Source organism: Acetobacterium sp. (genome assembly GCF_036508315.1).
In the GTDB taxonomy this organism is placed as follows: Bacteria; Bacillota; Clostridia; order Eubacteriales; family Eubacteriaceae; genus Acetobacterium.
In genome coordinates this window covers 43444-54671 of the sequence record NZ_DATCHP010000026.1, presented here as the reverse complement: position 1 = coordinate 54671, position 11228 = coordinate 43444, and the positions used below count along the sequence as shown (strand labels likewise).

At 38.6% G+C, this 11228-nt stretch carries 13 protein-coding genes; 7 read left to right on the top strand and 6 right to left on the bottom strand.

Going from position 1 to position 11228, the window contains the following annotated elements:
* Positions 1-312 precede the first annotated feature (312 nt).
* A complete protein-coding gene (locus tag VIK44_RS03750; RefSeq protein WP_331552506.1) occupies positions 313-1632 on the bottom strand; it encodes an ATP-binding protein in 1320 nt (439 codons plus the stop codon).
* Between the two features lie 553 nt (positions 1633-2185).
* Between VIK44_RS03750 and VIK44_RS03745 the strand changes: the two genes are divergently transcribed.
* The 3 genes from VIK44_RS03745 to VIK44_RS03735 all read left to right on the top strand — a co-directional run bounded on the left by VIK44_RS03745 (position 2186) and on the right by VIK44_RS03735 (position 3891).
* Positions 2186-2422, top strand: a complete 237-nt coding sequence (locus VIK44_RS03745) for an Rpn family recombination-promoting nuclease/putative transposase (RefSeq protein ID WP_414637057.1) — start codon at positions 2186-2188, stop codon at positions 2420-2422.
* 248 nt (positions 2423-2670) lie between these two features.
* Positions 2671-3297, top strand: coding sequence for a hypothetical protein (locus VIK44_RS03740; RefSeq protein ID WP_331552505.1), 627 nt, complete (start codon positions 2671-2673; stop codon positions 3295-3297).
* Positions 3298-3336: 39 nt separating this feature from the next.
* On the top strand, positions 3337-3891 hold the full coding sequence (locus VIK44_RS03735) for a hypothetical protein (RefSeq protein WP_331552504.1): 555 nt from the start codon (positions 3337-3339) through the stop codon (positions 3889-3891).
* Positions 3892-4080: 189 nt separating this feature from the next.
* On the opposite strand, the gene VIK44_RS03730 is transcribed toward VIK44_RS03735, so the two are convergent.
* On the bottom strand, positions 4081-4209 hold the full coding sequence (locus tag VIK44_RS03730) for a hypothetical protein (protein ID WP_331552503.1): 129 nt from the start codon (positions 4207-4209) through the stop codon (positions 4081-4083).
* 81 nt (positions 4210-4290) lie between these two features.
* On the opposite strand from VIK44_RS03730, the gene VIK44_RS03725 reads away from it, so the two are divergent.
* From VIK44_RS03725 to VIK44_RS03710, 4 genes are all read left to right on the top strand, one after another.
* Positions 4291-4635, top strand: a complete 345-nt coding sequence (locus tag VIK44_RS03725) for a hypothetical protein (RefSeq protein ID WP_331552502.1) — start codon at positions 4291-4293, stop codon at positions 4633-4635.
* A 210-nt stretch (positions 4636-4845) separates the two neighbouring features.
* On the top strand, positions 4846-5439 hold the full coding sequence (locus tag VIK44_RS03720; protein WP_331552501.1) for a type IV toxin-antitoxin system AbiEi family antitoxin domain-containing protein: 594 nt from the start codon (positions 4846-4848) through the stop codon (positions 5437-5439).
* Positions 5436-5645, top strand: coding sequence for a hypothetical protein (locus VIK44_RS03715; protein ID WP_331552500.1), 210 nt, complete (start codon positions 5436-5438; stop codon positions 5643-5645). The genes VIK44_RS03720 and VIK44_RS03715 overlap by 4 nt, the downstream gene beginning before the upstream one ends.
* The gene (locus VIK44_RS03710; protein ID WP_331552499.1) at positions 5642-6118 is read left to right on the top strand and encodes a nucleotidyl transferase AbiEii/AbiGii toxin family protein; all 477 of its coding nucleotides are present in this window, start codon (positions 5642-5644) and stop codon (positions 6116-6118) included. The genes VIK44_RS03715 and VIK44_RS03710 overlap by 4 nt, the downstream gene beginning before the upstream one ends.
* Before the next feature lie 282 nt (positions 6119-6400).
* On the opposite strand, the gene VIK44_RS03705 is transcribed toward VIK44_RS03710, so the two are convergent.
* The 4 genes from VIK44_RS03705 to VIK44_RS03690 form a co-directional block, all read right to left on the bottom strand.
* The gene (locus tag VIK44_RS03705) at positions 6401-6796 is read right to left on the bottom strand and encodes a hypothetical protein (RefSeq protein ID WP_331552498.1); all 396 of its coding nucleotides are present in this window, start codon (positions 6794-6796) and stop codon (positions 6401-6403) included.
* Between the two features lie 235 nt (positions 6797-7031).
* Positions 7032-7478, bottom strand: a complete 447-nt coding sequence (locus VIK44_RS03700) for a YbaK/EbsC family protein (protein WP_331552497.1) — start codon at positions 7476-7478, stop codon at positions 7032-7034.
* A 106-nt stretch (positions 7479-7584) separates the two neighbouring features.
* Positions 7585-10110, bottom strand: coding sequence for a UvrD-helicase domain-containing protein (locus tag VIK44_RS03695; RefSeq protein ID WP_331552496.1), 2526 nt, complete (start codon positions 10108-10110; stop codon positions 7585-7587).
* A gap of 35 nt (positions 10111-10145) precedes the next feature.
* Entirely contained in the window at positions 10146-11213 is a 1068-nt protein-coding gene (locus tag VIK44_RS03690; protein ID WP_331552495.1) for an HRDC domain-containing protein, read from the bottom strand.
* Between the last annotated feature and the right edge of the window lie 15 nt (positions 11214-11228).

Sequence of the window (11228 nt, the reverse complement as noted above, 5' to 3'; positions counted from 1 at the left end):
ACTATTATTATACCATTTTTTGCCTGTTTTTAATAGCTTTAATGGTATAATTCATACAAGGAAATTGGTCGATATTATTGCTCGGATATTCATACAATAATTTGCGTAAATATACATTGGTGTTTGTTTTTCGGAGGTTTCGCAGGCACCGCCAGTTTTGAAATTACGCGATTTCTCTTTGGTAGTTCAAATGATCCTGAAAGTCAATAATTAAAACTTGCATATTTTTTCCCATATGAACTTGCATATTTTTTCCCAGCTTCGCTTTTTCGGAGGTTTCTCAGGCACAGAGGCCTTTGTTTCGGGACATTTTCAAAAATGCTTGACATCTTCTAAAATATTTAAAATTTCATTAATCGCATATAGGGGAAGATTGGTTAACCACTCTTCCTTTCTATAATCGGATAGTGATGTGCGAATCGCATATTTCGGCTTGTACCTTAAGCAATAACTCTTCAAGCTTTTCGCTTGTAGGTTTTCTGCCGCCTTTACCTCAAGTGGAACAATATCCATGCCACTTTGGAAAACAAAATCAATTTCACCGTTTGATCTTTCTGCTGACCAGTAAAAAGGCTTGATATCCTTGTTAGTGATTAACTGCTGAAGCATATATTGTTCAGTCAACGCGCCTTTAAATTCTTCAAAAACACTGTTACCCTCTAATAATGATTTTATATCAAGATCACTCATAGCCGAAAGTAATCCTACATCCAAAATAAACAACTTAAATGCATTGAAATCCTGATACGCCATCAACGGCATATCAGGTTTTTTTATTCTACTGACTTTATAAATCAACCCACAGTCAAGAAGCCATTGTATTGCAAGCTCAAACTCCTTTGCCCTTGCTCCCTGACGAATAAGGCCATAGACGAATTTTCGGTTTTCTTTTGCGAGCTGAGCCGGAATTGATGACCAGAGCATTCGTATTCTTGGCACTGCGTCATTTGGAGCATGCTTCGAAAAATCCTGTTCATATGCCATTAGCAATTTATTTTGCACCTCACGCACAATGGTATAATCATTGGTCTCAATAAATCTGATTACAACCTCTGGCATGCCACCAATATAATAATATTGCTTTAAAAGATCTATAAATCTGCCTTTAAAGCTTGTAATAAGTTCAAAGTCTTGAGTTTCCAAGAGGCTTACCAGGTTTTCATTCCCAGTAGCATTCAGAAATTCAGTAAAGTTAAGTGGATACAAGTCCATAAAGTCAACTTTGCCAACAGGAAACGATGTACCGGGATGGAGTGCGACACCAAGCAGTGACCCCGCAGCCACTATATGATACTGGGGTGCATTTTCGCAAAAATATTTTAATGATGTTAATGCTTTGGGCACCTCCTGGATTTCGTCAAAGATAATGAGCGTGTTTTTGTCATCAATTGTGACCCCTGATTCGATTTGAAGAGCTGTAATTAATCTTGGAATATCAAGATTACCATTGAATAAGTGCTCCATTCGTTCGTTATTTTCAAAATTTATATAGGCAATCTTTTCATAATGAGTTTTTCCAAATTCCTTCATAAGCCATGTTTTTCCTACTTGTCTTGCACCATGGATTATTAAAGGCTTTCGATGTTCTCTGTTTTTCCATTTAATCAAATCTTTAATCGCTTCTCGGTTCAAAATGAACACCTCCAAGTATTATTATAGCTAAAGCATATCATATTAGCTGCAAATGTCAATCGACTTTATGTTAACTCAATACATTTATACAACGAACAAAGGAATACTGGAGCATGAAAACCCGCGAGGACGGTTCTGCAAAAGAACCGTCCCTCCGATCTGTCCCTCCGATCTCTATTGAATCAATGCCTAGAAATGAAAATATCACATCATCATCAATATTTACTCTGCAAATGTCTGGTTGCCTTTTCCTTAACGCTCACTACCCTGACTCTTTACCAGAGCAGCTTAAGGTGATTTGAAACCTCCACCTGCATGGCGGTTCCGAAGGGTCCGCCTTCATCTTCTATAGAGCATAGCTCTGTATTATTAATTAAATACTATGCCTTCGTGGCACACAACCGTCCCTCCGATCTCTACATAAAAGATTTAATGGAATATTAAACCCGCATCATGTATAATATGAGCAAGGTGGTGATCGAATGAAAATCTAAATCCACATGATAAATTTTTCAAAGAAACCTTCGGGAATTTAACAGTAGCTAAAGATTTTATGCGAAACTATTTGCCTCAAAACATCATGGACATCGTCGACATTAATTCGTTGGAATCTCAGAAAGACAGCTTTATCAACGAAGAACTTCAGGAGACTATTTACCGGGCGGCGGCAACTTTGCAGGAGCTGGATGAAAAAGAAACCGGCATGGTTTATTTTTCGCGAAAACAACGAGCCAATCACAAGCTTGCTTGTAGTTGGCAACTGCCCGTCAATCAAGAGAAATTAGCGTAGCGTATTTCTCTTGATTGAAACCTTTATCCGCTATGTACTTAATGCAGGACCCCAGTTATCCAAAAACGATATCAATGAGATTATTCATAAACTTGAAACAACCTATCCAGGAGGGAGTGACACCATCACATCATGACATTAGCTGAAATTTTACGAGAAGAAGAAAGAAACGAACTGGGCTTCTAATATTTATGTAGAATATTGTAATCTCATACAGTATTTAATTTTTGTTGAAGGGAAAGAACATTATGTCAAAAAACAAATTGATTCGATTTTTATTGGTAATCATACTTTACCTGGGATGTGTGATCATGTTTTCTGGATGTAGCCAAAATGATTCGAATAAAGTCACAAAAAATGAAACTAAAAGTGATTCGAGTACAACAGCTGAGAATTCAGGAAATGGAATTGCAAACGACAATGTGATTTTTAATTTTTATAATAAGGTTTATATGGATCAAACCAAAGCTGATGTTGAAGCTGCGACTGGTATCGTTGCGGAATTAGGTGAGAACGGTTTATACACTTATGTCGATCCGAATACCGGCTACGGGGTTTTCGTTAATTATAATGATGGAAATCGAGTAATAGTTAAAGGAATCTTTACTCCTGTTGGCGCGGCTGAATTAATTGCTTTAAGCAATGCAACTGTAACAGAAGATCAAGTGGCAAGTATTACGAAAGGCATGACGTATGAAGAGGTGAAAACAATCCTAGTGGGAGAGGGATTGGAAATCGTATGTACAGTAAACCCCCAAGACCTGGCGAAACCACTTTATTTGATGGTCTGGTTAAATAACGATGGATCTTCCCTCAGTGTAACTTTAAATGGCCCTAAAGGAATTGTTTACAGTGCTAAATTTAGGAATGTATGATTTTCCGGAATATTATTTCAAAAAAGGAGAAAGAATGTTATGTATAAAAATAAATTAATGCGGCCGCTATTGGCTGTCATATTTTTCCTGGGTTTAGTGGTCATGTTTTCAGGTTGCACGAATACAGCTACAAAAAATGAATCAAGTAATGACCCGTATAATTTTTATAATAAAGTTCAAGTGAATCAATTAAAGAGTGAGGTTAATACTGCTTTAGGTGTTGCCCCCAAAGAAAAGGATGGGGCGTTTATTTATACAGATAAGAACACCGACTTTGGTGTTACCATCAATTACGATACCAGTGATAGGGTTTCACTGAAAACACTATATAATGCTGATGAAAGTAAAATGATGGCGCTGAGCAATTCGAAGGTAACAGAGGATCAATTGGCAAGTATTACAGAAGGAATGACCTACGAAGAAGTCAAGGCAATTCTTGGCGGGGATGGAAAAGAATTGCTTTCCAGGGCAAACCCTCTTGACAAGAATAATCCAATTAATGTAATGATATGGTTCAACAATGATGAAACCGGATTTTATGTAACATTTATTGGAGAAAAAGGAACGGTTAAAAGTGTTAAATATTGGAAATAGAGGTTTTTAATCTCAGTGTATATATTTTTCAACAAAAGATTTTTCGACCAGTATCATTTAAAAACAAATTATTTTCAAGTAAAGAACAGCAGCCATAGTCGCTGCTATTCTTTTAAAAATTATTTGTAATCCTTTCAAAAATCATAAAAAAAGATGACTTTTAAGTGGTTGAGAAACATTTATTGATCACTAATCTAATGCGATACTGATTTCAAACTTTATGCCATCAATATCCAATTCAGCACAAATAATTTGATCTTTATTCAGGCTTAACTCGATATCCTCTCCATAAATAAGGGTGGAAACGGATATATCCACATTAATTCCTTCAACTGATTTTGCTCTGCCTATTTATAACCACGTTTAATAACCGGCTAATAGTTATCTTGTTCAACCTATATGATTATCTCGATCTGGACACTGGTCAACCAGTTACTGGAACTGCTTTCCACAAAAGACAAAGGATTTCTGGAAAGCCTTTATGAGCCTCTGGATATTGCCGTATTAGATGATGATGAACGCCATTATCTGACCATTGTTTCTGCCATCATTGACTATAATCTTCAGCTCTATAAAATGGACGTCCCCAGTTGGCTCAGAAGTGAAGCGCTTTGTTTTGACAAACCCTATTTCCATTCAAAAAGAATCAGCGATTTCGACCGGGTGAAGCTCCAATATACGGTGCCCGGCCCTTTCAGGCGACGCAATGTGTATATGGATCCCGCGGGAATGAAACGGATCTAGGTCGATGGCATGAAGCGACGGTTCTTTCGTGTTCAAACGAATGAAATCTGCACAACACACGGCCAACTTAATTGCCCTATAATTATTGGTTTCATTTTATTTCTCCTCTCATATGGAATTTATAATAAATATATTTGACTTTCTCGCATATTATTATTATAATTGTATGCACATACGTCAATGATCTAACTAAATCAGAGGTGAGTAAGAATGACTTATGCCGAACAAATCTTAAAAATTGCAAATGATAACAATGGCGTAGTGACTACCGCACAGGTTACACAGGTCGGTATTTCCCGTGAGTTTTTAAGAGTCCTTGTAAATAAAGGTTTGCTTGAACATTCAGGTCGGGGTGTCTATATCATCCCCACGATTTTTGATGATGAAATGTTTAATTTACAGGTGCGTTTTAAACGCGGAATCTTTTCACATGAAACGGCTCTGTTCCTGCTGGACTTATCCGACCGTACACCCATTCATTATTCCATGACCTTTCCCCTTGGTTACAACACCACGTCCCCAGGTTTAGAAAACGTCAAATACTACCGTGTCAAAGAAGATCTCTACGAGCTTGGTATCATAACAGCTAAATCTCCCAGCGGCAATAATATTCGACTCTATAATGCTGAAAGAACGCTATGTGATATTTTAAAGGGACGCAGCAATACTGAAATTCAAATTGTTACCGATGCCTTTAAACGTTATGCACGCTTAGATAAAAAGAATATTCCCTTACTTTCAAAATATGCAAAGCTCTTAAGAGTGGAAAATAAGATTCGATCTTACCTGGAGGTATTGCTGTGAAAAATGTGATGCAATTAAAAGCCATTATTAAAAAAATATCAAAAGATAAACATATTTCTGCTCAACTCATTTTGCAAAACTACATGCTTGAACGCCTGCTTGAGCGCATTTCTGTGTCCCCTTACCAATTCAATTTCATTCTTAAAGGTGGCTTGCAGATTATACCGGACTGCGTATCGCTCTTGAAGCTAAGTATCCGCCGATGACAGTGCCGCTTAAGATTGATCTTACCGCTGGTGATAAAATCACCCCTCGTGAGATTGTCTATGAATACAAACTGCTCCTTGAATCACGCAGTATTAAAATAATGGCATATAATCTGGAAACCATTCTCGCAGAAAAACTGGAAACCATTATTTCTAGAGGTGATCAGAATACACGCCCCCGAGATTATTATGATATTTTCATCATTCGCAAGCTGCAATGGCAGAATGTTAGTACCGATTCGATTTACGCTGCACTTGCAGCAACAGCTGAACATCGTAATACCCTTAATTTAATGGCTCAATACCCTGAAATCATTCAGATGATCAAGACCAGTGCCACAATGAATAATCATTGGATTAAATATCAAAATCAATTTGATTATGCAAAAGACATCCAGTTCGATGATATCTGTACAACGATATTGGAAATACTCGACAGCATGAATTGGAGTAAAAAGAAATCAATAAGTTAAGTTCGCAGTTAAGGGGCAGGCACCGCTAGCGCTAATCAGGTTCCTCTATACTTGGCCTTCATCTTCTATAGAGCATAGCTCTGTATTATTATTTTAATACTTGGCCTTCGTGGCACACAACCGTCCCTACGTGTCGTCTTGCCACCAACAACAGGATTAAATGCATAAAAAACGACCAAAACTGTTGTTATCAATTTTGGTCGTTTTTTTATAACTTCAATGCACGCCGATCAGGGTTACCGGGAGATTAATTTTGAGGAAATTGATACCGGGTCTAACAGCCTAAAAATACTTTTTTTTCAATGCTTCCAGAGTTTCATATTGCCAGAACTCTTCGATAATCAGTTCGAGGGAAGCTGTATTCAAGGTTTCCATCCTTGTCATATCTTCTTTCGAAATCGTCCCGAATTTCTTCGTCAGCACCTTCGCCGCCATTTTTGTTAAAGCCTGTGTTTCTCCTTCTTTCCGTCCTTTTTCAAGTCCTTCATCGATTCCTTCATTTCTAAAAACTTCAGCCAATGTCATGGTTACTTCACTCCCTTCCGGATAGGTTAATTCAATCTGTTTTAAAACAGACTTCAGTTGATCTTTTGAAAGCTGAGGTCCAGCATTTAGAATATAGCGCATGCAGGCAGGTCTCAAAATACTGAATGCCCGTTTCTTTTTCTTCCAGTTCATTCATCGCTCTTGCTGCCTTTGAGATTATTATACTTGATTCACCTTTAAAACGCTATTAAAAAGAATACCGTTTATTCTGATTTCGTTGGTGATTTCTGGTATCATTTTATCGCTGATGACGCTGATTAACTACCTCACTATAAGAAAACTGCACAAAAACCGTCCCTCCGTGTCATACGCACCCACTATATGATACGACCTGGCTCGGCCGCACTGCCTGGCACCGCCAGGAATCTTAATCAATTCCCGCTACAATGTCATTGACCTTTATAAGATCCCGGGGATTTATTTTCAAGGTGAAATTGACATCTCCGACCCCTCCATAAACATAGGGATAGTTTAGTAAATGATGATCCAGAACACATGGCAAGTGATGCCCCACCATGGGAACGCTTCCGGCTTCAAAACCAATGGTTTCTAAAACCTCATCTTCGCTTGCCATTCTCACATTTTTGCATTGCAAAATTTTCTTGATCTGTTTAAAATCGATCCGGCCCCGGTCTCCGGATAAGAGTAAAGCGAAATAACCCTTTTCGCTTTTAATGATGATCGTCGGCGCAGTCTCACAAATTTCATAAAAACCCAGGGCATCATTAACCGACAAAATGGGCTTTTCATTCTGTAATATTTCAAAATCCACATCGCTGTTATTCAGCAATATCCTGAGTTCTTCCATTGTCATTCTGTCCCCTTTACTCAAATATTTAGTCAACAATTACTTTTACTCCAAGCTTATAATGAAATGCCGGCCGATTTTTCAGACTTAAAAGCTGACAGGTCAAAAGAGTTCACACCTGTTTTTTCACCGTAATATTTTTCGTATAGGTACACCCCTTGTGATAATTGGAACATCCAAAAAACTCACCATAGGTGCCCTTCTTTTTAAAAATTCTTCCCCCGCATTGAGGGCATGTATAACGCTCAGTCATTAACTCTTTAGCAAAACCAGAAAACAATTCCTGGACAAACACTGATTTGTTGTCTTTTTGAACCAGTAACCAGGCTTTTTTCTTTGTTCGTGTGATCGCCACATAAAACAAGCGTCGTTCCTCTGAGTATTGGTAATCATCCGACTCCTCAAGCAGCAATTGTACCACCGCATCATTTTGAATCTTACTGGGAAAACCATAGCTTTTTTCTTTATTATTGATGATAAATACATAATCCGCCTGCAACCCTTTTGACTTATGGGCCGATAGAAACTCGATTTTCAAATCACTTCTTTTGGGGTAGTGTACTATTGTCTTTCCAGTGGCATTTTCATAATGACATTTAAAGGGACTGTTCTCAAATACCCTAACATCATTATTATAGCGGCCAATGAAAAAAACACTGCTGTTTTGGGGCAGATCAGTGATGGTGTCTTCCATAAAAGTCACAGTATTTTTTGCAGTGTACCCTTCAATCATGCCCAGCGAAAATTCATTGGCGTGGTTTGATGCCTTGATCGACATCACCCCGGTTTCATTTGCTGACCGCAGCTTCTTTTTTATTTGTTTGGGATTTTTCATCACAAATTCACCGCTCACCTGAATCAGGCTTTGTGAAAAACGATAGGTTGTTTCAATTTTGCTTTTCTCTGAAATACCCCAATACCGTTCAAAATCCAGGATGTAATTAAGATCACTTCCCGCAAACCCATAAATACTCTGCCAGTCATCCCCGACACAAAACAAGGCATAATCATTTTTTTCCCGCAGGTGTTTTAAAAGATTATACCGTGCTGTAGAGATATCCTGATATTCATCAACAATCACATAACCATAGGCGTGCTGATATTTACCGTCGGCAACATATTTTGAGGCAATGTTAATCATATCGTTAAAATCAATTTCATTATTCTGATTGAGCTCGGCCGCATAGCGATTGAAGATCGGTTCGATTAATTCAATCACGCTCCGATTATTCTGATATTGATTCCCTTTGTGGACCTTGTTTAATTCATATACTTTTTCAAAGGGATAGTCATTAATCTTCACCAGGTTGATAACCGTTTCAAATATTTTACCTAAAGACTCAAAAATGCTCTTATTTGTGGTTTTAATCTCATCCCATAACTCACTGTCGGATTTAGAATTAAATGAAACATTTTCAGCCTTTAATTTTTCCTCAAGCGACTGTAACAGTTGACCTTCCAACATGTCATAGCTGTATAACTCCAGCATAACGGTATTGTTGCCGGCATGAAGCATTCTTTTCCAAGTCATGGACTCTTTATAGGTTTCTGAGGGCGTTTTGTTGTTTTTAGCAGTAAAGTAACCCGGCACTTGTCCGTTTCGATTGATTCCGAAATACTCGATGTAAATATCCTCATCGGGCAGATAGAAATCCGGAACATACCGGGCATATTCCTCGGTTGCTGTATTGGTTTTATAGGGGGTTTCATACTGATAGTGAATACCGTTTTTGTATAAATAATTGGCAATATCCATTTCACCATAACTTTTAACGATCTCATTCTTCATGGTGATGGGCTGATTCAGTTCCAGGTAGTCATCGTATTCCATTTGGGACGTAAATTCAAACTCCGATTTTTGTTTTATCCGATGAAAATAAAGGTAGTTTATGAATTTCTTCAAATAGAGAGGATCATTCATCAGTTCATTAAGGGTTTGCCTGATAAAGACAGATAAACTAATTTGCGTGATGTTAGGTTTAACCCCATTGACTGCCGTAATGATCGTCATGCCCAGCTTGTGAAAGGTCATGGCATCGATGCTCACACCCGTTTCTTTTCTGATCCGCTGACACATCTCCGTTGCCGAAGCATTGGTGAACGACAATACCAGAATCTCATCGGGTTTATATTTTTCGGCTTTAAGCAGAAATTTTAACTTGGCGATGACCGTGATTGTTTTTCCCGTGCCGGCACCGGCCACCACAATATGATTCCGGGTTTCCTTTAAAATGCAGGCCAATTGCTGGTCATCCAGACTCCGGCCTTCAATGGGGCAGATCATCTTTTTCAGGTTGTCAATGCGCAGGGCAATGTACGAATCATTGTGACTTTTTACCCGTTCATCGATGGTTGAAACGACTTCATTATAGTCAATGATCTTGTTTATGGTTTCCGTTTCCAGTGGCGTTTTCTTTTTTTGGCGTTGTTGGTATGAAGAAGCTCTGATGATTAAACCAGACCACTGGTCTTGCCACTGGGCCACAAGATAAGGATCGATATACACATTGACATCAGAAAAAAACGCCACCAACGCTGAAGTTGATGCGGGGATATCCCGGCTGAAGGCATACCTTTTTTCAATCGCCTCTTGTTTTTTTCTTTTTCGCTGTTCAAAGTATTTTCGAAAAAAGCACATCAGCCAAACCTCCCCTTTGGGTCATTATACCCACCCTATTTCAACAGTTGAATAATCACGTCGCCGTACTTTTCAACCTTAACCGGGCCAAACCCCGAAACACCCAATAATTCTTCGCGGGACCTTGGCATCTTGCTGATCAGATCCTGCATGTGCTTATCACTGAAAACGCAATAGGCCTTGATGTTTTCTTCCCGGCTCTTTTCCAGCCGAAATGCTTTTAGTTTTGATACTAATTTATCATTATCAGGAATCGTAGGTTGACTCGAGACTGTCGCTGGAATCAGTTCTGATGTTTTTTCGGCCACTGCGAATTGTATCGCCTTCTGATTTTCATTGATCAGGGATAAGCTGTTGATGATATCTTCATATTTTTTGGCATAGTCGGACTGACTGGGTGTGTGGTAGGCCAATAATCCTTCTGCCAATTCTTTCATGCCTTTCTCACTATTGGCCAATTCTTTACTTTGTTTTTCAGCATTTTTGATGTACGCAATGAGCTGATCTGCACGGATCACTTTATCTTTGACATCTTTCTTTGCATATTTGGCATTGAGCACCGTTTTAGGATTGGCGAGAACAACAATGGATTTGTGAAAACTATCAAAAACTTTTTCAAAACCGAATCGCATTATAATGTTTTTCTTGTGTGAACGGTTCAACTGTTTATAAACTTCCAAATGCCGTTGGTTTTGGGTAATCGGAGAATAGATCCCTTCCTTGACAGTTTTCCCATTCCAGGAATAGTTTCTGATAAAATTCCCCTGGCTATCAATATCGATGTTGCCAAAGAGGTTTTTGCATTCAATAAAAAAGATAAGCTTCCGGGTAACCACCACATAATCAATTTGAGCGGACAGCTCTTCAAATTCCAAATGGAGGTCATGAATGATGTACATGGGCATCCCAGAGTTCTTCAGTTCAAACGCGATGTTCTTTTCACCGATTTCGCCATAGTTTGCCAGATTGATTTCCCGGGCGATGTCGTCTTTCACTTTGCCAGTAGCTTTGTCCTGGAGTTCTTTTAGGCGGTTGAGGTATTGAGTGGTGTCGCTTCCTTCTTTGAGGAAGATTGGGGTGTTAAGTTTGTTGAATAATGCCATGAGGGCTCCTTTTCA

What these genes read in the sequence shown, in the direction of transcription:
- VIK44_RS03745 (WP_414637057.1), top strand. Translation starts at nt 2,186, where the DNA reads ATGCGAAACTATTTGCCTCAAAACATCATGGACATCGTCGACATTAAT.
- VIK44_RS03740 (WP_331552505.1), top strand. Translation starts at nt 2,671, where the DNA reads ATGTCAAAAAACAAATTGATTCGATTTTTATTGGTAATCATACTTTAC.
- VIK44_RS03735 (WP_331552504.1), top strand. Translation starts at nt 3,337, where the DNA reads ATGTATAAAAATAAATTAATGCGGCCGCTATTGGCTGTCATATTTTTC.
- VIK44_RS03725 (WP_331552502.1), top strand. Translation starts at nt 4,291, where the DNA reads ATGATTATCTCGATCTGGACACTGGTCAACCAGTTACTGGAACTGCTT.
- VIK44_RS03720 (WP_331552501.1), top strand. Translation starts at nt 4,846, where the DNA reads ATGACTTATGCCGAACAAATCTTAAAAATTGCAAATGATAACAATGGC.
- VIK44_RS03710 (WP_331552499.1), top strand. Translation starts at nt 5,642, where the DNA reads ATGACAGTGCCGCTTAAGATTGATCTTACCGCTGGTGATAAAATCACC.
- VIK44_RS03705 (WP_331552498.1), bottom strand. Translation starts at nt 6,796, where the DNA reads ATGAACTGGAAGAAAAAGAAACGGGCATTCAGTATTTTGAGACCTGCC.
- VIK44_RS03700 (WP_331552497.1), bottom strand. Translation starts at nt 7,478, where the DNA reads ATGACAATGGAAGAACTCAGGATATTGCTGAATAACAGCGATGTGGAT.
- VIK44_RS03695 (WP_331552496.1), bottom strand. Translation starts at nt 10,110, where the DNA reads ATGTGCTTTTTTCGAAAATACTTTGAACAGCGAAAAAGAAAAAAACAA.
- VIK44_RS03690 (WP_331552495.1), bottom strand. Translation starts at nt 11,213, where the DNA reads ATGGCATTATTCAACAAACTTAACACCCCAATCTTCCTCAAAGAAGGA.